Source organism: Pseudomonas sp. AN-B15 (assembly GCF_019056475.1).
GTDB classification, from domain to species: domain Bacteria; phylum Pseudomonadota; class Gammaproteobacteria; order Pseudomonadales; family Pseudomonadaceae; genus Aquipseudomonas; species Aquipseudomonas parakoreensis.
Genome location: NZ_CP049737.1, coordinates 5,344,923 through 5,367,564, shown reverse-complemented (window position 1 = coordinate 5,367,564; position 22,642 = coordinate 5,344,923). Strand labels below are relative to the sequence as shown.

General features: G+C 61.7%; 22 protein-coding genes. 10 read left to right on the top strand and 12 right to left on the bottom strand.

Features of this window, described 5'->3' with window-relative positions; translation table 11 throughout:
• Positions 1-57: 57 nt before the first annotated feature.
• The 7 genes from GTQ41_RS24300 to GTQ41_RS24270 all read right to left on the bottom strand — a co-directional run bounded on the left by GTQ41_RS24300 (position 58) and on the right by GTQ41_RS24270 (position 7,981).
• On the bottom strand, positions 58-870 hold the full coding sequence (locus GTQ41_RS24300; RefSeq protein WP_047296836.1) for a zinc-dependent peptidase: 813 nt from the start codon (positions 868-870) through the stop codon (positions 58-60).
• Positions 871-874: 4 nt separating this feature from the next.
• Positions 875-1,525 (bottom strand): DedA family protein, encoded by a 651-nt coding sequence (locus tag GTQ41_RS24295; RefSeq protein WP_041064947.1) that lies wholly within the window; start codon positions 1,523-1,525, stop codon positions 875-877.
• A 283-nt stretch (positions 1,526-1,808) separates the two neighbouring features.
• A complete protein-coding gene (locus GTQ41_RS24290) occupies positions 1,809-2,270 on the bottom strand; it encodes an N-acetyltransferase (protein WP_007958617.1) in 462 nt (153 codons plus the stop codon).
• 114 nt (positions 2,271-2,384) lie between these two features.
• Positions 2,385-3,209 carry an ethanolamine ammonia-lyase subunit EutC gene (gene eutC, locus GTQ41_RS24285; protein ID WP_047296920.1) on the bottom strand — a complete coding sequence of 275 codons (825 nt, stop codon included), beginning with the start codon at positions 3,207-3,209 and terminating at the stop codon, positions 2,385-2,387.
• A 5-nt stretch (positions 3,210-3,214) separates the two neighbouring features.
• On the bottom strand, positions 3,215-4,609 hold the full coding sequence (locus GTQ41_RS24280) for an ethanolamine ammonia-lyase subunit EutB (RefSeq protein ID WP_047296835.1): 1,395 nt from the start codon (positions 4,607-4,609) through the stop codon (positions 3,215-3,217).
• Between the two features lie 178 nt (positions 4,610-4,787).
• Positions 4,788-6,158 (bottom strand): ethanolamine permease, encoded by a 1,371-nt coding sequence (eat, locus tag GTQ41_RS24275; protein ID WP_047296833.1) that lies wholly within the window; start codon positions 6,156-6,158, stop codon positions 4,788-4,790.
• 302 nt (positions 6,159-6,460) lie between these two features.
• Entirely contained in the window at positions 6,461-7,981 is a 1,521-nt protein-coding gene (locus tag GTQ41_RS24270) for an aldehyde dehydrogenase family protein (RefSeq protein WP_047296830.1), read from the bottom strand.
• A 384-nt stretch (positions 7,982-8,365) separates the two neighbouring features.
• On the opposite strand from GTQ41_RS24270, the gene GTQ41_RS24265 reads away from it, so the two are divergent.
• The 4 genes from GTQ41_RS24265 to GTQ41_RS24250 all read left to right on the top strand — a co-directional run bounded on the left by GTQ41_RS24265 (position 8,366) and on the right by GTQ41_RS24250 (position 12,727).
• Positions 8,366-10,279, top strand: coding sequence for a sigma-54-dependent Fis family transcriptional regulator (locus GTQ41_RS24265; RefSeq protein WP_047296829.1), 1,914 nt, complete (start codon positions 8,366-8,368; stop codon positions 10,277-10,279).
• A gap of 177 nt (positions 10,280-10,456) precedes the next feature.
• Positions 10,457-11,806: a UDP-N-acetylmuramate:L-alanyl-gamma-D-glutamyl-meso-diaminopimelate ligase gene (mpl, locus tag GTQ41_RS24260; RefSeq protein ID WP_047296827.1), complete on the top strand. Its 1,350-nt coding sequence runs from the start codon at positions 10,457-10,459 to the stop codon at positions 11,804-11,806.
• Positions 11,803-12,450 carry a flavin prenyltransferase UbiX gene (gene ubiX, locus GTQ41_RS24255; protein WP_047296825.1) on the top strand — a complete coding sequence of 216 codons (648 nt, stop codon included), beginning with the start codon at positions 11,803-11,805 and terminating at the stop codon, positions 12,448-12,450. The genes mpl and ubiX overlap by 4 nt, the downstream gene beginning before the upstream one ends.
• Entirely contained in the window at positions 12,443-12,727 is a 285-nt protein-coding gene (locus GTQ41_RS24250; protein WP_047296823.1) for a YceK/YidQ family lipoprotein, read from the top strand. Before ubiX ends, GTQ41_RS24250 begins: the two co-directional genes overlap by 8 nt.
• 135 nt (positions 12,728-12,862) lie before the next feature.
• Here GTQ41_RS24250 and GTQ41_RS24245 read toward each other — a convergent pair whose 3' ends face one another.
• From GTQ41_RS24245 to GTQ41_RS24235, 3 genes are all read right to left on the bottom strand, one after another.
• Positions 12,863-13,504, bottom strand: a complete 642-nt coding sequence (locus tag GTQ41_RS24245; RefSeq protein WP_007968134.1) for an oxidoreductase — start codon at positions 13,502-13,504, stop codon at positions 12,863-12,865.
• 27 nt (positions 13,505-13,531) lie between these two features.
• Positions 13,532-15,259: a C13 family peptidase gene (locus tag GTQ41_RS24240; protein WP_047296822.1), complete on the bottom strand. Its 1,728-nt coding sequence runs from the start codon at positions 15,257-15,259 to the stop codon at positions 13,532-13,534.
• 110 nt (positions 15,260-15,369) lie between these two features.
• A complete protein-coding gene (locus GTQ41_RS24235; RefSeq protein ID WP_003228575.1) occupies positions 15,370-15,825 on the bottom strand; it encodes a MaoC family dehydratase in 456 nt (151 codons plus the stop codon).
• A 179-nt stretch (positions 15,826-16,004) separates the two neighbouring features.
• Here GTQ41_RS24235 and GTQ41_RS24230 point away from each other — a divergent pair, with 179 nt between their 5' ends.
• Genes GTQ41_RS24230 through GTQ41_RS24220 form a run of 3 tightly spaced genes read left to right on the top strand, consistent with a single transcriptional unit; the run spans position 16,005 to position 17,684 of the window.
• A complete protein-coding gene (locus tag GTQ41_RS24230) occupies positions 16,005-16,367 on the top strand; it encodes a CidA/LrgA family protein (protein WP_047296821.1) in 363 nt (120 codons plus the stop codon).
• On the top strand, positions 16,367-17,083 hold the full coding sequence (locus GTQ41_RS24225; protein WP_007960614.1) for an LrgB family protein: 717 nt from the start codon (positions 16,367-16,369) through the stop codon (positions 17,081-17,083). The genes GTQ41_RS24230 and GTQ41_RS24225 overlap by 1 nt, the downstream gene beginning before the upstream one ends.
• A gap of 10 nt (positions 17,084-17,093) precedes the next feature.
• Positions 17,094-17,684, top strand: coding sequence for an LON peptidase substrate-binding domain-containing protein (locus GTQ41_RS24220; protein ID WP_007960613.1), 591 nt, complete (start codon positions 17,094-17,096; stop codon positions 17,682-17,684).
• Positions 17,685-17,804: 120 nt separating this feature from the next.
• Here GTQ41_RS24220 and GTQ41_RS24215 read toward each other — a convergent pair whose 3' ends face one another.
• Together GTQ41_RS24215 and GTQ41_RS24210 are read right to left on the bottom strand one after the other, a co-directional pair.
• Positions 17,805-19,121, bottom strand: coding sequence for a bifunctional DedA family/phosphatase PAP2 family protein (locus GTQ41_RS24215; protein WP_047296820.1), 1,317 nt, complete (start codon positions 19,119-19,121; stop codon positions 17,805-17,807).
• Positions 19,122-19,235: 114 nt separating this feature from the next.
• A complete protein-coding gene (locus tag GTQ41_RS24210; protein WP_047296819.1) occupies positions 19,236-19,931 on the bottom strand; it encodes a DNA-3-methyladenine glycosylase in 696 nt (231 codons plus the stop codon).
• A gap of 177 nt (positions 19,932-20,108) precedes the next feature.
• On the opposite strand from GTQ41_RS24210, the gene GTQ41_RS24205 reads away from it, so the two are divergent.
• The 3 genes from GTQ41_RS24205 (at position 20,109) to rsfS (ending at position 22,638) form a co-directional block, all read left to right on the top strand.
• The gene (locus GTQ41_RS24205) at positions 20,109-21,380 is read left to right on the top strand and encodes a glutamate-5-semialdehyde dehydrogenase (RefSeq protein WP_047296817.1); all 1,272 of its coding nucleotides are present in this window, start codon (positions 20,109-20,111) and stop codon (positions 21,378-21,380) included.
• A gap of 1 nt (position 21,381) precedes the next feature.
• On the top strand, positions 21,382-22,071 hold the full coding sequence (gene nadD / locus GTQ41_RS24200) for a nicotinate-nucleotide adenylyltransferase (RefSeq protein ID WP_179294958.1): 690 nt from the start codon (positions 21,382-21,384) through the stop codon (positions 22,069-22,071).
• Between the two features lie 72 nt (positions 22,072-22,143).
• Positions 22,144-22,638, top strand: coding sequence for a ribosome silencing factor (rsfS, locus tag GTQ41_RS24195; protein ID WP_047296815.1), 495 nt, complete (start codon positions 22,144-22,146; stop codon positions 22,636-22,638).
• Positions 22,639-22,642 lie beyond the last annotated feature (4 nt).

Sequence of the window (22,642 nt, the reverse complement as noted above, 5' to 3'; positions counted from 1 at the left end):
GCGGCGATTATAGGCATATTCCTACGCCGACGCCACGTACCAGAAGTCGTGCAGCGCTTACGCGTGCGCCTGATAGACCGGGTCTGTGGCCTGAAGTTGCCGCAGCCTGCCCAACGGATCCTGCCGGTAGAAAAGCTGCAGTTGCAAGTAGACCTGTGGATAAGCCGCGTGCAGCAGATCCGGGGCGCTGAAAAAGTATTCGCTGGTGACCGCGAAAAACTCCGCCGGGTTTTCGGCGGCGTACGGGTCGATGGCGGTTTCGGCGTCGGGGTTGCGGTCGAGCTGGCGGTTGAGGTCATCGTAGGCGTGTTGCATGACCTCGGCCCAGTCGCTGACGCGCATGTCGGCGTGCAGCGGCGGCAGGCCGTTGGCGTCGCCGTTGAGCATGTCGAGTTTGTGCGCCAGTTCGTGGATCACCAGGTTGTAGCCTTCCCAGCCACCACTGGCCATCACCCCCGGCCAGGCGAGGATGATCGGGCCCTGTTGCCAGGCTTCGCCGCTGTGTTCACCGTCCCACTCGTGCTCGACACCGCTGGCATCGCGATGCCGTTGCGGGCTGAGAAAGTCATCGGGATAAAGGACGATTTCGTGGAAACCCTGATACCAGTTCAAGTCGCCGAGATTGAGCAGCGGCAATTGGGCCTGGGCGGCGAGCAACAGGCGTTGTTCCTGATGCAGTTCGACACCGGGCAGGGCGGTCAGGTGTTTTTCTTCGAGGAACAGGACGCAGGCTTCACGCAACCACTGGTCTTCGGCGGCGCTGATGCCGTCGAGAAAACTCAGGTGATGGCGCACCCGTTGCCACATCTCGTCGGCAATCGGGTGCCTGGCCAGAATGCGCCGGCGACGCCAGGCGCTCAGTGACCACATCGGATCAGTGGGTTTCGACTTTGGCGCCGCCGAAACGGCTGCGCACCACACCGATGATCATCGGTACCAGCGACAGCAGGATGATGGCCACCACCAGCAGCGACAGGTTCTTTTTGATGAACGGCACGTTGCCGAAGAAATAACCCAGGGTCACCAGACCGCCGACCCACAGCACGGTGCCGAACACGCTGAACGCGAAGAAACGCGGATAAGGCATTTTCCCGACGCCGGCGACGAACGGTGCAAACGTGCGGATGATCGGCAGGAAGCGCGCCAGGGTCACGGTTTTGCCGCCGTGCCTGTCGTAGAAATCGTGGGTTTTTTGCAGGTAATCGCGACGGAAGATTTTCGAATTCGGGTTGCTGAACAGTTTTTCGCCCGCCGTTCGGCCAATCACGTAGTTGGTGCTGTCGCCGAGGATCGCCGCGAGCATCAACAGACCGCCCAATAGCACCGGATCCATGCCACCGCCCGCCGCCACGGCACCGGCGATGAACAGCAGCGAATCACCCGGCAGGAACGGCATCACCACCAGACCGGTTTCACAGAAGATGACAGCGAACAGAATCGCGTAGATCCACGGCCCGTAGTTGGTCACCAGCAAATCGAGGTACACATCGAGATGCAGGATAAGGTCGAGCGGGTTGAAATCCATGGGGGCACCTGTGGTGACGGCCCGACTCGGCAGGCCTGTGCGGATGATTCGGGTGTAAGCCTACAGCGGGGTGTAGTTTTTCTTACAAGCCGGAAAGCTCGGGATTATACGGTCTGAGAGGTGAAAAGCGCGTTGGTTTTGTAGCGAGGGATGTCGGGGGGTGAATAAATGTCAGGCAGACTTCGGGTTTGATAAAAGATCAAAAGATCGCAGCCTGCGGCAGCTCCTACCTTTGGAATGCGTGATCCCTGCAGGAGCTGCCGAAGGCTGCGATCTTTTGATTTCAGAGCTCGTCGCTGATCGGCAACACGTAGTTCTTGAACTCGGTGTCTTCCTTGAAGCCAATGGATTCGTAGGTCTTCTGCGCCACCTCATTGTCAGCACTGGTGGACACGCGCATGCGCACGGCCTGGGTTTCCTTGGCCATTTTCTTCGCGGTGCGGATCAGGTTGTCGGCCACCAGCTGGCGGCGGGCATCTTCGGCGACATAGATGTCGTTGAGAATCCACACGCGCTTGAGCGACAGCGAGGAGAAACTTGGATACAGCTGGCAGAACCCCATCAGTTTCTTGTCGTCATCATCGGCCAGGGCCAGATAAATCACCGATTCCTTGCGTCGCAGGCGCTTTTCGAGAAACGCGCGGGAGGAATCCGGGTAAGGCAGGGAACCGTAGAACTCGCGATACTTGACGAACAACGGGGTCAGCAAATCCAGGTGTTCGAGGGTCGCTTGAATAATCCGCATGATAGGTCTCGTCTTCAAGTGGCTGTCTTCAACTGCTCTGACGGCGATGGGAAACCCTGCGGCCGTGCTTCGATCCTGCCTTAAAGCAGCGCAGAAACGCAATGCGGAAACGGTTCAGGTTGTGGGTGGATCAAGCAGGAAGTTTCCCTTCATGTCCGCACCGGTGTCCGACTCCAGCGTCTGTACTTGCGCTTCATCCTTCAGGTTGACACCCGACAGCTGCCGCCGACAGGCTTCGCGCATCAGATACAACAAGCGATGCGCCGCCATGCCATAGCTCAAGCCCTCAAGCCGCACATTGGAGATGCAATTGCGGTAGGCATCGGTCAGCCCGACTTTTGGATTGTAGGTGAAATACACACCGAGGCTGTCGGGCGAGCTGAGGCCCGGACGCTCGCCGATCAGCATCACGACCATTTTTGCGCCCAGCAACTGACCGATCTCGTCACCGATGGCCACTCGACCCTGTTCCACCAGCACCACGGGGGCAAGTGACCAGCCGTCGGTGCTCATCTGCTCCTCCAGACGGCTCAGAAACGGCAAGGTATGGCGATGCACCGCCAGCGCCGACAAACCGTCCGCCACCACAATCGCCACGTCGACCCCGCCGGGATTGGCCTGCGCGTGCTCATGCAGGGCCTGCGCCGAGGTGTCGCTGAGCTTGCGCCCCAGATCCGGACGTTGCAGGTAGCTGTTGCGATCAGTCGCCGCGCTGTGCAGCAATAAACTGTCGCGCCCGCGTTCGCTCAGCTGCGCACTGAGCCCGGCATGATCGAACGGCAGATGCACCGCATCCCGCGCCTGAGCGTGGGCGAACTGGAAATCCAGCTGGGCGCGGGTTGGCAGGCTGGTGCCGGTACGGCCCAAGGCAATGCGCGCCGGGGTCAGGCGGCGCAACTCCAGCCACGGGTTTTGCGGGTCCACAGGCGGTTTTTCCATCACACTCATCCCAGTTGCGCCAGCGCCTGGCGGAAGGCCGGCGGCAGGTTGTTGCCAAAGCGGACCTTGCCGTCCGCCTGGGTGAAAATACCCATGTTCGCCAGCCATTGCTCGAACTCCGGCGCCGGCTTCAGGCCCAAAGTCTGACGGGCGTAGAGCGCGTCGTGGAACGAGGTGGTCTGGTAGTTGAGCATGATGTCGTCGGAACCGGGGATGCCCATGATGAAGTTGATCCCGGCTACGCCGAGTAACGTCAGCAAGGTGTCCATGTCGTCCTGATCGGCTTCGGCGTGGTTGGTGTAGCAGATGTCGCAACCCATCGGCACGCCGAGCAACTTGCCGCAAAAATGATCTTCGAGGCCGGCGCGGATGATCTGCTTGCCGTTGTACAGATATTCCGGGCCGATAAAGCCGACCACGGTGTTCACCAGAAACGGCTTGAAGTGCCGCGCGACGGCGTAGGCCCGGGTTTCGCAGGTCTGCTGGTCGACACCGTGGTGGGCGTTGGCCGACAGCGCGCTGCCCTGGCCAGTCTCGAAATACATCAGGTTCTGCCCGAGGGTGCCGCGCTTCAGGCTCAGCCCCGCGTCATAGCCTTCCTGCAGTACATTGAGATTGATGCCGAAACTGGCGTTGGCCGCTTCGGTGCCGGCGATCGACTGGAACACCAGATCCAGCGGCACACCACGATTGATCGCTTCGATCGAGGTGGTGACGTGGGTCAGCACACAGGCCTGAGTCGGAATGTCGTAACGCTGGATGATCGCGTCGAGCATCTCCAGCATCGCGCAGATCGAGGCGATGCTGTCGGTGGCCGGGTTGATCCCGATCATCGCGTCGCCGTTGCCGTACAGCAGGCCGTCGAGAATGCTGGCGGCGATGCCGGAAGGTTCGTCGGTCGGATGGTTCGGTTGCAGGCGGGTCGACAGGCGTCCGCGCAGGCCGAGTGTGCCGCGAAATTTTGTGACCACGCGGATCTTCTGCGCCACCAGCACCAGATCCTGCACGCGCATGATTTTCGACACGGCGGCGACCATTTCCGGGGTCAGGCCGGGGGCGAGCTTGCGCAGGCTGGTCTCGTCCGCCGCATCGCTGAGCAGCCAGTCACGGAAACCACCGACGGTGAGGTGGCTGACCACGGCGAAGGCTTGTTTGTCGTGGGTGTCGATGATCAGTCGGGTGACCTCATCGGCTTCGTAGGGAATCAGCGCTTCCTGCAGAAAATGCGTGAGCGGAATGTCGGCCAGCGCCATTTGCGCGGCCACGCGTTCACCGTCGTTGAGCGCGGCAACGCCAGCCAGGAAGTCCCCCGAGCGCGCCGGGCTGGCTTTGGCCATGACGTCCTTGAGGCTGTCGAAGCGATAGGTCTGGGCGCCGACGGAATGGGTAAATGCGGCCACAATATCCTCCTGTAAACGATAAACCCCCTGTAGGAGCTGCCGCAGGCTGCGATCTTTTGACTTTGATTTTCTAAAAACAAGATCAAAAGATCGTCCGAACGCGGCCCGAGCCTTCGGCAGCTCCTACAGAGTTCCAGCACAGTGCCTGGATGGGCGCTGTGCACTTTTATATGGCAGTTCAGATACCTTCGAGCATAGCGTCTGCCGGGGCGTCGGCGCGTTGTTTGGCGGTCAGCTGGAAGTACAGGTAACCAGCGGCCATGAAGCCGAGGAACACGCAGCCGATCAGCGTGTTGAACCACGCCATCGCCACCAGGCACACCACCGCCAGAAACAACGCAATCGCCGGCACCACCGGGTAGCCCGGGGCGCGGAAGGTGCGTTCCAGGTGCGGTTCGGTTTTGCGCAGTTTGAACAGGCTGAGCATGCTGATGATGTACATCACGATTGCGCCGAACACCGACATGGTGATCATCGCGGCGGTCAGGGTCATGCCTTGCAGGTTGACCAGGCCGTCGCTGTAGATCGCCGCGATGCCGATCACGCCGCCAGCCAGAATCGCCCGGTGCGGGGTCTGGAAGCGCGACAGCTTGGCCAGGCTTTTCGGCAGGTAACCGGCGCGGGCGAGGGCAAAGAACTGTCGCGAGTAGCCGAGGATGATCCCGTGGAAACTCGCCACCAGGCCAAACAGGCCGATCCACACCAGCATGTGCATCCACGAGGAGTTGTTGCCGACCACCGCTTTCATTGCCTGCGGCAGTGGATCGTTGATGTTCGACAGCTGGCGCCAGTCGCCGACACCGCCGGCCATCACCATTACGCCGATGGCGAGGAATACCAGGGTCAGAATGCCGCTGACATAGGCCCTGGGAATCGTGCGTTTCGGATCCTTGGCTTCTTCGGCGGCCATGGCCGCGCCTTCGATGGCGAGGAAGAACCAGATGGCGAACGGAATCGCTGCGAAAATCCCGGGGATCGAACCCAGTGTGAACTCGTTGGCGCCGGACCAGCCGTTGAGTACGAAGTTGCTGAAGCTGAAGCCTGGCGCAACCACGCCCATGAACACCAGCAATTCAGCGACCGCCAGCACCGTGACCACCAGTTCAAAGGTGGCGGCGATGCTGACACCGAGGATGTTCAGGATCATGAACACGAAATACGCGCCGACCGCCGCGATTTTCGGGTCGAGTCCCGGATATTGCACGTTGAGGTAGGCGCCGATGGCCATGGCAATCGCCGGTGGGGCAAAGACGAATTCGATCAGCGTGGCGATGCCGGCGATCAACCCGCCTTTTTCGCCGAACGCTCGGCGGCTGTAGGCAAACGGCCCACCTGCGTGGGGAATTGCGGTGGTCAGTTCGGTGAAACTGAAGATGAAGCAGGTGTACATGGTCGCGACCATCAGCGCCGTGACCAGAAATCCGAGGGTGCCGGCAGTGCCCCAGCCGTAACTCCAGCCGAAGTATTCGCCGGAAATCACCAGGCCGACGGCAATGCCCCAGAGGTGCAGTGTGCCGAGTGTGGGTTTGAGCTGTGTGGTGGAAGTCATAAGTCCTCTCTGTTTTTTATTGTTCGATCTGTTGGACTTTCGGGTGCAGCGGTTGAGGTGGATGGAAGCTGTTCACGCAGCGGCAGTTTTTTTGCAAAACCTGAATGACGGGTACGCAAGTGCCGTGCCAGAGCGGCCAGGCCTTGTGTTGTGTCATTGAGGACGCCATCGCTGGCAAGCCAGCTCCCACAGGTATCTGTGGTGTGCCCGTTATCGAGATCTGCAAAGATCCCTGTGGGAGCTGGCTTGCCAGCGATAGCTATTGGGAGGGCAACACAGAAACATCTGTGTTGCCCCGGGTTTTAGAAGAAGCCCAACGGATTGATGTCGTAGCTCACCAGCAGGTTTTTTGTCTGCTGATAGTGATCGAGCATCATCTTGTGGGTTTCACGGCCGACGCCGGACTTCTTGTACCCGCCGAACGCGGCGTGCGCCGGGTACAGGTGGTAGCAGTTGGTCCATACGCGACCGGCCTTGATCGCGCGGCCCATGCGGTACGCGCGGTTGATGTCGCGGGTCCAGAGACCTGCGCCGAGGCCGAACTCGGTGTCGTTGGCGATCGCCAGGGCTTCGGCTTCGTCCTTGAACGTGGTGATGCTCACCACCGGGCCGAAGATTTCTTCCTGGAACACGCGCATTTTGTTGGTGCCCTTGAGCAGGGTCGGCTGGATGTAATAGCCGGTCGCCAGATTGCCCTCGAGTTTTTCCACCTGGCCGCCGGTCAGCAGCTCGGCGCCTTCACCCTTGGCGATTTCCAGGTACGACAGGATCTTGTCGAATTGCTGCTCGGACGCCTGGGCGCCAACCATGGTGTCGGTGTCCAGCGGGTCACCGCGTTTGATCTGGCTGACTTTCTTCATCACCGCTTGCATGAATTCGTCATAGATCGATTCCTGGACCAGGGCACGGGACGGGCAGGTGCAGACTTCGCCCTGGTTGAAGAACGCCAGCACCAGACCTTCGGCAGCCTTCTCGATGAAGCTCGGCTCGGCCTGCATGATGTCTTCGAAGAAGATGTTCGGCGACTTGCCGCCCAGTTCCACGGTGGAAGGAATGATGTTCTCGGCGGCGCACTTCATGATGTGCGAGCCGACCGGGGTCGAGCCGGTGAAGGCGATCTTGGCGATGCGTTTGCTGGTGGCCAGTGCTTCGCCGGCTTCTTTGCCGAAACCTTGCACCACGTTGAGCACGCCCGGTGGCAGCAGATCACCGATCAGCTCCATCAGCACGCAGATGCCCAACGGTGTCTGCTCGGCAGGTTTGAGCACCACGCAGTTGCCGGCGGCCAGGGCCGGGGCGAGTTTCCATGCGGCCATCAGCAGCGGGAAGTTCCACGGGATGATCTGGCCGACCACGCCCAGCGGTTCATGGATGTGATAGGCCACGGTGTTGCCGTCGATTTCGGCCGCGCTGCCTTCCTGGGCGCGCAGGCACCCGGCGAAGTAGCGGAAGTGGTCGGCCGCCAGCGGGATGTCGGCGTTGAGGGTTTCGCGGATGGCTTTGCCGTTGTCCCAGGTTTCGGTGATCGCCAGGGTTTCGAGGTTCTGTTCGATGCGGTCGGCGATTTTCAGCAGGATCAGCGAGCGCGCCTGCACCGAGGTCGCACCCCACGCGTCGGCAGCGGCATGGGCGGCGTCCAGTGCCTTGTCGATGTCTTCGGCAGTGGAGCGGGGGAATTCGGCAATCGGCTGGCCATTCACTGGCGAGGTATTGGTGAAGTACTGACCTTTGACAGGCGCGACGAACTCGCCGCCGATGTAGTTACCGTACTTGCTCTTGAACGAGACTTTGGCGCCTTCAGTACCGGGGTGAGCGTAACGCATGATGTTGTTCTCCTTGGCTTTGTACTTATTAGAGAAACGCGCAAGTGCGCTTGCTATAAGCGTAGAGCAAAGGTCGGGCCATTGCCGCGCAGGGCAGGCAAATCAAGGCCTTGCGTGGTTTGTGTCGGACGGGCGGGCGCAGCTTGTGATGGTTTCGGTACAGAGCGGGTGACAGTTTGTACCGCTTTTGGCACAGCCTGTGACCGGCTGGTCTTGCCAGCATTGCAATGCCGGCCTGCCTGGAGGATCCTCAGCCAACAGAAACCCTGTAGGAGCTGCCGAAGGCTGCGATCTTTTGACCTTGTTTTTGAAGATCAAAAGATCGCAGCCTTCGGCAGCTCCTACACGAGGTTTGCGTCGACCTTTCGGGGAGAATAATAAGAAATGCACGACAACCATTTGAGTCGCCATGCCCAGCAGGTTCTCACCGTCAGTCAGGGCAAGCCGCACCTGCACGGGCCGGGTGCCGATCCGTCGATTGCCCGTTCGTGGCTGCGCTGTCTCGAGGACTACCACCTCGATCCGGCCCTGACCATGGCGCCTACGGTGCTCGAACACGGGCGTGTGCTTGAAAGCCGCGAGCGCCTGCAACAGGTGTTACAGATTGCCGGCAATGAAATGAGCAGCCTGCATCAACAACTGTCCGGCGCCGGTCATGCGGTGCTGTTGACCGACGCGCGAGGAGTGATCCTCAACTGCGTCACCGCACCCGCCGAGCGCAAGATATTCGAACGCGCCGGGCTTTGGCTCGGCGCCGACTGGAGCGAAGCCTGCGAAGGCACCAACGGTATCGGCACCTGCCTGGTCGAGCGCCAGGCGCTGACCATCCATCAGGACGAACACTTTCGCGGTCGCCACACCGGCCTGACCTGCTCGGCGAGCCCGGTGTTCGACCCGCACGGCGAATTGCTCGCAGTGCTCGACGTATCCTCGGCGCGCCACGACGTTTCGCGCCAGAGCCAGTTCCACACCATGGCGCTGGTCAATCTGTCGGCGAAGATGATCGAGAGCTGCTATTTCCTGCGTTGCTTCGATAACCAGTGGTTGCTGCGTTTTCATCTGCAGGCCGAATCCGTCGGCTTGTTCAGCGAAGGGCTGCTGGCGTTTGACGGCGAAGGGCGGATCAGCGCGGTCAACCAGAGTGCGCTGAACCTGTTGGGGCATATTCGCGGTGGTTTGCTCGGCAAGCCGGTGGAAGCGTTTTTCGATTGCTCGCTGGACGAGTTGCTCGGCCGTGCCAGCGCCAATGCCAGCGCCAGTTGGCCGCTGCGCACCCGCGATGGGCGGCATCTGTTTGCCTTGCTGCGTGGCGAGTCGCGCAAACCGGCGAAAATCATGCCGGCCCCGGTCGTGGCCAAAGCTCAGCCACTGGCGGGCATCTGCCTCGGTGACGCCGCGCTGCAAGCGGATTTTCACAAGGCGCTGCGCGTGTTCGAGCGCGACGTGCCGCTGCTGATCAATGGCGAAACCGGCTCCGGCAAGGAAGCCTTCGCCAAAGCTGTGCATCATGCCAGCCAGCGTGCCAACAAAGCCTTCGTCGCCCTCAACTGTGCGGCGATCCCCGAGAGCCTGATCGAGAGCGAGCTGTTCGGTTATCGCGGTGGCAGTTTCACTGGCGCGCGCAAGGACGGCATGCGCGGCAAGCTGCAGCAGGCCGATGGCGGCACCTTGTTTCTCGATGAAATCGGTGACATGCCGCTGGCGCTGCAAACCCGTTTGCTGCGTGTGCTGGAAGACCGGCAGGTGGTGCCGATCGGCGGCGAGCCGGAGGCGGTCAACGTGCGGATCATCAGCGCCACGCATCGCCATCTGCTGGAGCGGGTCGAAGACGGCAGCTTCCGTGAAGACCTGTATTACCGGCTCAATGGCCTCGAAGTTGCGCTACCGGCGCTGCGCGAACGCAGTGATAAATCGCAGTTGCTGGATTTCCTGCTGGCCGAGGAGGCCGGCGGCGAGACAATCGTGATTGACGAGGCGGCCCGTCAGGCGTTGCTGGCGTTCAACTGGCCGGGCAACGTGCGGCAGTTGCGCAATGTCCTGCGTACGCTGGCGGCGTTGTGCGATGAAGGGCGGATCGGGGTGGAGGACTTGCCGGCGATGATTCGCCAGGCGCAGCCGCCGCTTGCGCTGAAGACGGTTGAGTCCGAGCATCCGCTGGAGGACGCCGAACGCCTGGCGTTGCTCAATGCCCTGGAGCAAGCGCGCTGGCACATGACCCAGACCGCGCAGCAGCTCGGGGTCAGCCGCAACACCCTCTACAGAAAGCTGCGCAAACACGGAATCGCCCGAACCGCATAAATCCCCCTGTAGGAGCTGCCGGAGGCTGCGATCTTTTGATCTTGTTCTTTACAGGATCAAAAGATCGCAGCCTCGTTGCACTCGTCAGCTCCTACAGGTGGGGTGATGGTGATCAGCTAAAGAGTGCGATTTCCCCCTCCCTGCGCTAACCTGCGGCGATGTTTTACGAGGTCGACTATGCACATTCATATTCTGGGTATCTGCGGGACTTTCATGGGCTCGATGGCGGTTCTGGCCAAAGAGCTGGGCCACCACGTGACCGGCTCCGACGCCAACGTCTATCCGCCGATGAGCACGCAGCTTGAGGCCCAGGGCATTCAACTGACCCAGGGCTACGACCCGGCCCAACTTGATCCGGCACCGGATCTGGTGGTGATCGGCAATGCCATGTCGCGCGGCAACCCGGCGGTGGAATATGTGCTGAACAAAGGCCTGCCGTACGTCTCCGGCCCGCAATGGCTGGCCGATCACGTGCTGCAAGGGCGCTGGGTGCTGGCGGTCGCCGGTACGCACGGCAAAACCACCACCAGCAGCATGCTCGCCTGGGTGCTGGAACACGCCGGCATGAGCCCGGGGTTCCTGATCGGCGGCGTGCCGCAGAATTTCTCGGTGTCGGCCCGTCTGGGCGGTACGCCGTTCTTCGTGATCGAGGCTGACGAATACGACAGCGCGTTCTTCGACAAACGTTCGAAATTCGTCCATTACCGCCCGCGTACCGCGATCCTCAACAACCTTGAGTTCGATCACGCGGACATCTTCCCCGATCTGCCAGCGATCGAGCGACAGTTCCACCACTTGGTGCGCACTATTCCGAGTGAAGGTCTGGTGATTCACCCGACCACCGAACCGGCCTTGCAGCGCGTGATCGAGATGGGTTGCTGGACCCCGGTGCAAACCACCGGTGCCGGCGGTCAGTGGCAGGTCAAGTTGCTCAAGGACGATGGCTCGGCGTTCGAAGTGCTGTTCGAAGGTGAGTCCCAAGGCACCGTTGAATGGGAATTGACCGGTCAGCACAACGTCGCCAACGCCCTGGCTGCTCTGGCCGCGGCGCGGCATGTCGGTGTGGTGCCTGCGATGGGCATTGCCGGGCTGAGCGCGTTCAAGAACGTCAAGCGCCGGATGGAGAAGGTCGCCGAAGTGCGCGGCATCACCATCTACGACGACTTCGCCCACCACCCGACGGCCATCGCCACCACCCTCGACGGTTTGCGCAAGCGCATCGGCGACGCACCGCTGATTGCGATTATCGAACCGCGCTCCAACTCGATGAAGCTCGGCGCGCACCGTGACGGTCTGCCGGACAGCGTGGTCGATGCCGATCAGGTGATCTGGTATGCCCCGGCCAACCTCGGTTGGGATCTGGCAGCCACCGCGGCACTGTGCAGCGTGCCGTCGATTGTCAGCGATTCGCTCGAAGGCATCATCGAACGGGTGAAGAGCCAGGCTCAGCCCGGCACCCATGTGGTGATCATGAGCAACGGCGGCTTCGGCGGCCTGCACGGCAAGCTCGCCGAGGCACTGCAATGAACTCGTTTGCCCAGAGCGGCGGTCCGGAACGCATCACGCTGGCGATGACCGGCGCGTCCGGCGCGCAGTACGGGTTGCGCCTGCTCGATTGCCTGGTGCGCGAAGATCGTGAGGTGCACTTCCTGATCTCCAAGGCTGCGCAGCTGGTGATGGCCACCGAGACCGATGTCACGCTGCCGCCAAAACCGCAGATGATGCAGGCTTTTCTCACCGAGTACACCGGAGCGGCTGCCGGGCAGATCCGTGTGTACGGCAAGGAAGACTGGATGTCGCCGGTGGCCTCGGGCTCCGGCGCGCCAGCGGCGATGGTTGTGGTGCCGTGTTCCACCGGTACCTTGTCGGCGATTGCCACCGGTGCCTGCAACAATCTGATCGAACGCGCAGCGGACGTCACCTTGAAGGAGCGTCGCCAGTTGATTCTGGTGCCGCGCGAGGCGCCGTATTCGAGCATTCATCTGGAACACATGCTCAAGCTGTCGAACATGGGCGTGACCATCCTGCCAGCGTCGCCGGGCTTCTATCATCAGCCGCAGACCATCGACGACCTGATTGATTTCGTTGTCGCGCGGATTCTCAATCTGCTGGGTATTCCTCAGGACATGCTGCCGCGTTGGGGCGAGCATCATCTGAGCAGCGATGAATAAGCTGCTGACGATTGTGCTGGCGCTGCAACTGGCCGGCTGCGCCACCGCGCGCACGCTGGATGCAGCCAAACCTGGCGCGCCAGTGGTGTATTCCGGAACGCGTCTGGATTTGTATGCGATGAATGGCGGATGTTGTGCGATGGATCGCTTCGGCGCTGAGGCGCCGAGCTATCCGGGGGTGGACCTGCCGGCGAGTGCGTTGCTCGATACGGTGCTGTTGCCGCTGTCGTTGCTGACCGTGATCGGCGTCGGGTTCCAGGCGACGGGTGGATTTTAGGGGAGTGCTGCGCACTCCATTCGCGGGCAAGCCACGCTCCCACAGTGATTGATGTCGTGCGACAGGTTTGTGTTCGCTGGAGACTACTGTGGGAGCGGGCTTGCCCGCGAAGAGGCCAGCCCAGGCACCACAAAACTACTTGCCGAGCTTGCGCAGCTCATCCGACTCGACGATCCGCACCCCATCCTGTTCTTCCAGTGCCAGACGCCACATCGCCCGGGCCAGTTGGCAGGCTTCGATGCCGCGGTATTTGCCGGGAATCAATTTGGAAAACGGCGCGGCCAGCTGTTCGCCCAGGCGCGGCTCGGTGCGATCGCCCAGCAACAGCGATGGTCGGCAGATGGTCAATTGCGGCCAGTCCTGCGCGCGCAACGCCTGCTCCATCTCACCTTTGACCCGGTTGTAGAAAATCGACGATTTCGGATCGGCGCCCAGTGCGCTGATCACGATCAGGTGTCGCGCGCCCATCTCCCGCGCGCGTTTGGCGAACGCAACGACCATGTCCAGATCCACCGCGCGGAACGCGGCTTCGGAACCCGCCTGTTTGATGGTGGTGCCGAGGCAGCAATAGGCGATATCGACGCGACCACTGAGCTGCGGCAGAAACGCCTGTGGGTCGCCCACCGGGTTTTCCAGGTGCGGATGTTCCGCCAGCGGCCGGCGGGACGGGGCGAGCACGCGGGTGATCGTCGGCTCGTTGAGCAAACGGTCGAGCAGGTGCTCACCGGTCAGTCCGGTGGCTCCGGCAAGCAATACGTGCTGAGGCGTCAAGTACATAGTGTTTCTCCCTTGATACTGTTCAGCTTAGTTGCTGTTTGTGGCTCCGTCGTTCAACGCAGCACTCTGCAACGCTTTTCTGGCCTGCTGCTTACGCAGCAGTTGCCAGTGCGCCAGCACGGTTTTCGGTGCCCAGATCTGCGGCTCCGAGGCTTCGAAGTTGTCCGCTAGTTCGCGCTCGGCGACGGTGGCCTTGGCCAGTTTGAAGGCTTGCTCCAGGTCGTCGGTCTGGTTCAGCGCCTGAGCGAACAAGGCGTCGCCGAAGTAGGTGAAGTTGGCTTCTTCCGAGCAACCGAACGACACGCGGTCGGCGCGCGAGGCGGTCATGATCAGGGTGCGCTCATCTTTCAGCGCGGGGATGAAACCACCGGAATAGCACGATGAAATCACGATCACCTTGTCGCGATTCTTCAGCGGCGCCAGCACCGTGGCGAGTTCGTCGGCGGGCAGGTCGGCCAGTTCCATGCGCGGCTGGTCGAGCACCAGTTCGTGTTCGGCGGTGCCGTGGCTGGTCAGGTAGATGAACACCAGGTCTTCCGGGCCGCTGCGCTCGGCCAGGGTCTGCGCGGCGCGGCGCAGGTTTTCGCGGGTGGCCATCGGCCGGTCGGTGAGGTGGTCACGGTGGTTGACCAGACGGATCTGGCCGTAAGCGCCGAAACGTGTGGTGAGCATGTTGGCGACGTAGTCGGACTCGCGCAGGAACACGCTTTGCTTGCCGTCGCCACCGAGGGTCAGGGTGTACAACTCCACCGCCGGGGTCGAGGCGGGCACGGCGGCCAGCGCGTTATCGAGCAGGCGGCCCTGGGCCAGCAAGCCGAGTTCGAGGGTGTCGGGCAGCAGCTTGCCGTCGGCGTCACGCACGCGCTGGCCGTTGATCCAGGTGCCGCTGAGTACGGTGCCGTCGGTCAGCACCAGGGTGCCGCGCCCGGCGTAGCTGTCGCTGTCGAACTCGCCGATGTAGAAGCTGCCGTCAGACAGGTTCAAACGGCCCTGGCCGCTGAAGCGCCAGTCATTGAAATAGCCGATGTAGTGGCTGCCGTCGGCGCCGATCAATTCGCCCTTGCCGGTCAGCGCGCCTTCCTTGAACTGGCCGAGCCAGACGTCGCCGTCGGCGTTTTCATAGCGGCCCTTGCCGTGCAGTTGGCTGTTCTTGAAGCCGCCGACATAGATGTCGCCATCGGCGCTGTTGAAGGTGCCATTGCCTTCGAGCTGGCCGTTGACGAAATGGCCGCTGAAGGTGTTGCCGCTGGCATCGCCGCGCTGGCCTTCGCCGTTGGGTTTGCCGTGGGCGAACTGGCCCTGATAGGAACTGCCGTCGTCCATTTCCAGACGCCCCAGCCCGGAATACTGGTCAGCCTTGAACTCGCCACGGTAAGTCATGCCGTTTTCTTTCAGCGTGCCTTCGCCATCGCGTCGGCCCTGCTTGAAACCGCCGTTGTAACTGCTGGCGTTGGTGGTCAGACTGCCTTGGCCGTCGAACAGGCCCTGTTGGAACTGGCCGCGGTAAACCTCGCCGTTGCTACCGTGCCATTCGCCTTGGCCATGCCATTGGCCCTTGTCGAATTGTCCGGCGTACCAACTGCCGTTGGGATAGTCGACGCGGCCCTGGCCTTGCAGCAAGCCGTTGACCAGTTCACCGCGATAGCGTCCGCCGTCCGGCAGCCTTGCATCCGGGGGCAACAGCGATTCGCCGTCGCCGCACGCGGTGAGCATCAGGGTCAGGGCAAGGGGTGCAAGAGAAGCGAGTGGGCGCATAGCGGGATCCGGGCAATTAGGCGACCGAGTATGCCGCAGCCATGTGACCTTATACAGCCGGGAAAACAGCGCGGATGCGAAACAGCGTGCGCTGTTTCGCATCCGGTGACTTAAACGAAGCAGAGCGACAGCGGTTCGGCGATATAAGCCGGTTTGTCCGAGCCTTCTATCTCAAGCGTTGCGGTGGCCTTGAGCAGCCATTGACCGGGTTTTTTCTCGGTGACTTCGGCCAGGTCGACTTTCAGGCGCACTTTTGAATTGACCTTCACCGGCTGGATGAAACGCACGCTGTCCAGGCCGTAATTGACCACCATCTTCAGGCCTTGCGGCAGCACGAGGATGTCTTCCATCAGTTTCGGGATCAGCGACAGCGACAGGAAACCGTGGGCAATGGTGCTGCCAAATGGCGTTTGCGCGGCTTTGACCGGATCGACATGGATGAACTGATAATCCCCGGTGGCTTCGGCGAACAGGTTGATGCGCTCCTGATCGATGGTGAGCCATTCGGAACGTCCGAGTTCCTTGCCGACATAATCTTTGAGCTCTGCAACGGGAACATAGGGCATTGAGACTCTCCTTGGGTTCATCGGTTTTATAGTTTTTCAGGTGGGGGATTTGTCCGCCCTGCGAACCACTGTAGATCATCATGGCGTTTTGCTCCGGTCAACCGACCATGCTTTTGGCGAATGCCGATCCATAGCGCCGCCGTGCTTATAATGCCGAGGACTTGCGGGGGAGATGTCTGATGTTGTTACGTGGCCTGACCATGCTGGTGCTGTTTCAACTGCTCGGCACGGCACTCAACCATTTGCTGTTGCCGGTGCTGCCGGGGCCGATCATCGGCCTGCTGCTGTTGCTGGTGTTCCTGATCATGCGTGGTGAAGTCGGCGAGCCGCTGAACCTCGCGGCCGGCAGTCTGTTGCGTTATCTGCCGTTGCTGCTGGTGCCGCCAGCGGTGGGCGTGATGGTGTATGCGAGCGACATTGCTGCTGATTTCTGGGCGATTGTCGGCGCGCTGGTGCTGTCGTTGATCCTGTCGATGGCCTTCGCCGGGGTGCTGATGCAACGGCTGGTCAAGCGACACGCACCGAACTCGGAGGACGCTTGATGCTCTTCGATTGGCAAGGTGCCTGGGCTTCGGTCATTCATCATCCGCTGTTCGGCATCGGCATCACCCTCGGTGCCTATCAACTGGTGCTGGCGGCGTTCGAGAAAACCCGCTGGATCTTTCTGCAGCCGGTGCTGGTCTCCATGCTGTTGGTGATCGGCGTGTTGGTCGGCTGCGGTCTGACGTACGCCGAGTACCGCAAGAGCACCGAGATCCTCAGCATTCTGCTGGGCCCGGCGACGGTGGCGTTGGCGGTGCCGCTGTATCTGAACCTCAAGCGCATCCGCCAATTGTTCTGGCCGATTTTTACTACGCTGGTGATAGGCGGCGTGGTCGCCACGGGCATGGGCGTGTTGCTCGGCTGGTGGTTCGGTGCCGAGCACATGATTTTGATGACCATGGCGCCAAAGTCGGTGACTTCGCCGATTGCGATGCTGGTGGCCGAGCAGATCGGTGGCGTGGCGGCGCTGGCGGCGGTGTTCGTGTTGATCACCGGGGTGATCGGCGCGATCTTCGGCCCGGCGTTGCTGACCCGGCTCGGCGTGCACAGTCCTGAAGCGCGCGGCATGGCGCTGGGCATGACCGCACACGCGGTTGGCACCTCGGTGGCGCTGCAGGAAAGCGATGAGTGCGGCGCCTTCGCGGCGCTGGCGATGAGTCTGATGGGCGTGGCCACGGCGGTGTTCCTGCCGTTGGCGGTGTCGATGGTGGTCTAAGGAAATGTCTATGAGTCTGCCGCTTTTCCCGCTGAACACAGTGCTGTTTCCCGGCTGCAACCTCGACTTGCAGATCTTCGAGGCGCGCTACCTGGACATGATCGGCCGCTGCATGAAACAGGGTGGCGGTTTCGGCGTAGTGTGCATCCTCGACGGCCACGAAGTCGGCGTTGCGCCCGAAGGCTTTGCCCTGGTCGGCTGCGAGGCGCGGATCACCGATTTCCAGCAACAGGACAACGGTCTGCTCGGGATCCGGGTGCAGGGCGGGCGGCGTTTTCAGGTGTTGCGCACAGAGGTGCAGCGCGATCAGTTGATCCTCGCCGACGTCGAATGGCTGGACGATGAGCCGGAGCAACCACTGCAGGACGAAGACGCCGATCTGGTGGCGTTGCTCAAGGCCTTGGCCGAGCACCCGATGGTCGAGGCGCTGAACATGGGCACCGAAGCGCTGGGGCAGCAGTCGCTGGCCAATCAACTGGCGTATCTGCTGCCGTTCGCCGAAGAAGACAAGATCGACCTGCTGCAACTCGACGATCCGCAGCAGCGACTGGATGCGATCCAGGCGCTGCTCGATGAGCTGCAGGGCGAGCTGTTCGCCTGAGCGAAAAAGATCGCAGCCTGCGGCAGCTCCTACAGGGTTTTGGTTTCACATTCGCGCGATGGCGTGGGAGTGAAATGATATCTCATGTAGGAGCTGCCGCAGGCTGCGATCTTTTGATTTTCAATAAGCGTATCGCAGCATCGTTTGCGGCAGATGTCTGAAGACAAACAGGCTGAACAGCAACAGCAGTGCCGGCAGAATCAGCCACCAGACCTTGAACGGCATGGCGTTGAGCGGCGCCTTGCGCTGACTCAGCCACAGGCCCGCCGCACACACGCATGCCGCCAGCATCGCACCCGCCAGAATATCTGTCGGCCAGTGCGCGCCCAGATAGACTCGTGACAACGCAATCGACAGCGCCGGAATGCAGCCGAGCAGCAGCCAGGTCAGGCGCATGCGCGGCGGTTGGCCGCGACCGGCGAGGACTGCGAGTACCAGAAACAATGCAAACGAACCCGAGGCATGGCCGCTGGGCATGCTGTAGCTGGTCAGTGGATCGGTCAGCACCTCCGGGCGGACCCGGGCGAAAAACTGTTTGGTGACGGTGTTCAGTAGCGCGGTACACAGCAGCGTGCCGCCGGCAAAGATTGCCTGACGCCATTGCCGGCACAGCAGCAACAGGCCGGTGAGCAGGGCGCTGAACATCAGCATGTTGCGGAATTCACCGATCAGGGTGAACGTCACCGCAATCTCGTCCAGCATCGGTTGGCGATGTTCCTGCACCAGGGTCATCACGCCCTGGTCGAGGGCGTGCAGATACGGATAGCCAATAAACAGGCCGATCAGAATCAACAGGCTCATGCTGCTGATCCAGATCGTCGCCCGACGATGCTGGCGCAAGCTGCTGTTGACGCTCAGGCCGACCATCACTGCGATACTGGCGGCGACGATGCCGGCCTGCAGCCAGAAACCTTCCGGCAGCGGCAAACGGATCGCCGCGCCGGTGGCCCAGCCCGGCAGCAGGTAGGCGACGCTCCAGCCGGCCGCCGCCAGCAGGCTGACGGCGGCGAAGCGCGGGAAGGGCATGTCGCACATCCCGGCGACCATAGGCAGCATCGGTCGCAGCGGACCGATGAAGCGCCCGACCAGCAGACTGGCGATGCCGTAACGCTGGAAGTAGGTTTCAGCCCCGGCCATCCATTCCGGATGGTGGCGCAAGCCCGGCAGGCGGCGGATGTTCTGGTGGAAGTGACGGCCCAGGTAATACGACACCGCATCGCCCAGAATCCCGCCGAGAAAGCCCAGCAGCAGGGTTTCACTCAACGACAGTGCACCGCTGCCGGCCAGTACGGCGACGGCAAACAACAGCACGGTGCCCGGCACGATTATTCCGGCAATGGCCAGACACTCCACGAATGCGACGATAAACACCGCAGCGGCCAGCCACTGCGGATTGGCCGCCAGCCATCCGGTTACGCTATCGAGCCATGGGCCCATACCAAAAAACTCCAAACCATTGATGATCCCTGTAGGAGCTGCCGCAGGCTGCGATCTTTGCTGTTAAAAGATCAAAAGATCGCAGCCTGCGGCAGCTCCTGCAGGGTTACGTGTTTACAGCAGGAAATAATCGCGACCTTCGACCTGACCCCGGCGCAACGGGTTCCGCGTGCACCACTGGGCATACGTGGCGTCGACGAACCGGTACATCAGGTGCTCGTCGCGGCCCTGGGGAATGCCCAGGCGTGTGGTCTGAATGATCTGCGTCGGCGTCGGGCCGGTGTCTTCCACCAGCAGCAGTTCATGGTCGAAACGCTTGGCGTCCCACATCGGTACCTTCAAGCCCAGCGCCTTGCACAGCAACGTCTGGCCGGCGCACAGTTTTTGCGAAGGACGCGGGCGGCCTTGGGCATCGGGATTGTTCAACAGCATCTGCGCCAGGCTCGCCGGCCCGCTGACCTCATCGACCCATGGGTAGGCGGATTTGATCAACACCGCATTGCCCGGCCCCTGAGCGCTGAAGTTCAGTGAATCGCCGCCACGGGCGTAATACATATAAATGTGTCCACCATCCAGAAACAAAGCCTTACGCTTTTCCGTGTAGCCGAGGGAGGCATGACTGCCTTTTTCCGCGCAGTAATAGGCTTCGGTTTCGATGATCCGGGCACTGAGCCACAGATCGCCGACCCGGTGGCGGATGACTTTGCCGAGCAGATCGCGCGCCAGCACTTGCGCGTCACGGTCGAAAAAAGTGTCCGGAAGGCCCAGTGGCAGGCGCTCGGCGGTGGCGCGAACGGTCAGGTTGGACATGGCAAACGGTGGTTATCCAGGCGAAGGAGGTCGCGATGATAACAATCCCCGGCTTAATTACGGCTGAACGTCGGCAAATTGCAGTCCATTTCGACCATCCGCCCGTCACCGCTGTTAGTCCCGGGACGCGACAGCTATAATCTGCCGCTTTCCTCTTTGCCAAGACCCCAGCAGACCATGACTGAGTCCGTTCTTGACTACATGACCCGATTGGGTCGCGCCGCCCGCGAAGCTTCCCGGGTCATCGGCCGTGCCAGCACCGCGCAGAAAAACCGCGCCTTGCAGGCTGCTGCCAATGCGCTGGACGCTGCGCGCGCCGAGCTGGCCGCAGCCAACGAACAGGATCTGGCCGCTGGTCGCGCCAATGGTCTGGAGCCAGCCTTGCTGGAACGTCTGGAACTGACTCCCGCGCGCATCGATGGCATGATCGTCGGCCTGCGCCAGGTGGCAGCACTGCCGGATCCGGTCGGTGCGATCCGTGACATGAGCTTCCGCCCGTCCGGCATTCAAGTCGGCAAGATGCGCGTGCCGCTGGGTGTGATCGGGATCATCTACGAATCCCGGCCCAACGTGACCATCGATGCCGCCAGCCTGTGCCTGAAGTCCGGTAACGCGACCATCCTGCGCGGTGGTTCCGAGGCGATTCATTCCAACCGGGCGATTGCCGCGTGCATCCAGCGCGGTCTGGCCGAGGCCGAATTGCCGGCAGCCGTGGTGCAAGTGGTCGAAACCACCGACCGTGCCGCCGTCGGCGCGATGATCACCATGCCTGAGTACGTCGACGTGATCGTGCCGCGCGGTGGCCGTGGCCTGATCGAGCGCATCAGCCGTGACGCCCGCGTGCCGGTGATCAAGCACCTGGACGGCATCTGCCACGTTTATGTCAGTGCCCACGCCGATCTGGCGAAAGCCCAGCGCATCGCCTTCAATGCCAAGACTTACCGTTATGGCATCTGTGGCGCGATGGAGACCCTGCTCGTCGATCAAAGTGTTGCCAAGGATTTCCTGCCGTCGATGGCAGCCCAGTTCCGCGAAAAAGGCGTCGAGCTGCGTGGCTGCGAGCGCACCCGGGCGATCATTGACGCGAATGCGGCCAGCGAGGACGACTGGAGTACCGAGTATCTGGCGCCGATCCTGTCGATTCGCGTGGTCGACGGACTGGATCAAGCCATTGAACACATCAACCATTACGGCTCGCACCACACCGACTCGATCGTCAGCGAAAACCTCGCCGACACCCGACGTTTCGTCGCGGAAGTCGACTCGGCATCGGTGATGATCAACACCCCGACCTGCTTCGCCGATGGATTCGAATACGGATTGGGTGCCGAGATCGGCATTTCTACTGATAAGCTGCACGCCCGCGGCCCGGTGGGTCTCGAAGGGCTGACCTGCGAGAAGTACATCGTGGTCGGTGATGGCCAGCTGCGCGGCCAGGCGACGGTCTGACTTGACCGACCTCGACCTGACAGCGCCGCAAACCGGCAGCGAGTCTCGCCCGCAACGCATTGGCGTGCTGGGCGGCACGTTCGATCCGGTGCACATCGGCCATTTGCGCGGTGCGCTGGAAGTCGCTGAAGCGCTCGGGCTCGACGAGCTGCGCATGATGCCCAGCGCCCGGCCGCCGCATCGCGATACGCCGCAGGTGTCGGCGCAGGATCGGCTGGCCATGGTTGAGTGCGCGGTGGCCGGAGTGCCGCCGCTGGTGGTGGACGCCCGCGAATTGCAGCGGGACAAACCGTCCTGGACCATCGATACCCTGGAGTTGATGCGTGCCGAAATGGCCGCCGAGACCCAGGTTTTTCTGCTTTTGGGCTGGGACGCATTTTGCGGCCTGCCCACTTGGCACCGCTGGGAGGAGTTGCTCCAGCATTGCCATATCCTGGTGCTACAGCGCCCGGACGCCGACAGCGAACCGCCGGATGCCTTGCGCAACCTGCTGGCAGCGCGTTCGGTGAGCGACCCGCTGGCCGTCAAAGGGCCGAGCGGACAGATTGCATTCGTCTGGCAGACACCGCTCGCGGTTTCCGCCACCCAGATCCGTCAACTGCTGGCCAGCGGTAAGTCGGTACGTTTCCTGGTGCCCGACGCGGTCCTGGCCTACATCGATGCGCACGGTCTGTACCGTGCGTCGAACTGAACAAGGCGTGCTTCACTGATACGAATCCACGTATCGCCAAGCCGCCGAATACATGAGCAAAACGAGTTTTATATGACCGACAAAGATGTAAGCAAAGTTAAGCGCAAAGGCACGTTCAAGAGCGCGCCGCTGCCGGAAGTCGCCAACACCAATGAGCCGCTCAAGGGCGACGAGCTGGTCAAGGTTGCCGTGGCAGCCCTGGAAGACGTCAAGGCACAAGACATCCAGATCATCGATGTTCGCGACAAGCAGAGCATCACCGATTACATGATCATCGCCACCGGTACCTCCAATCGCCAGATCAACGCGATGCTGGACAAGGTCCGTGAAGAGGTCAAAAAGCAAGGCGCCAGGCCGCTGGGCGAAGAAGGCAAGGGCGACAGCGACTGGGTGCTGCTCGATCTGGACCTGGTGATCGTGCACATGATGACTGCCTCGGCACGTCAGTTCTACGACCTGGAGCGCCTGTGGGCCGGTGCCGAGCAAAGCCGTGCGGCAGACGCCAAGCACCACAGCCCGGAAAACACCCACGAGCATTTCACCAAGCTCAACAAAGACCAGCTGTAAGGGA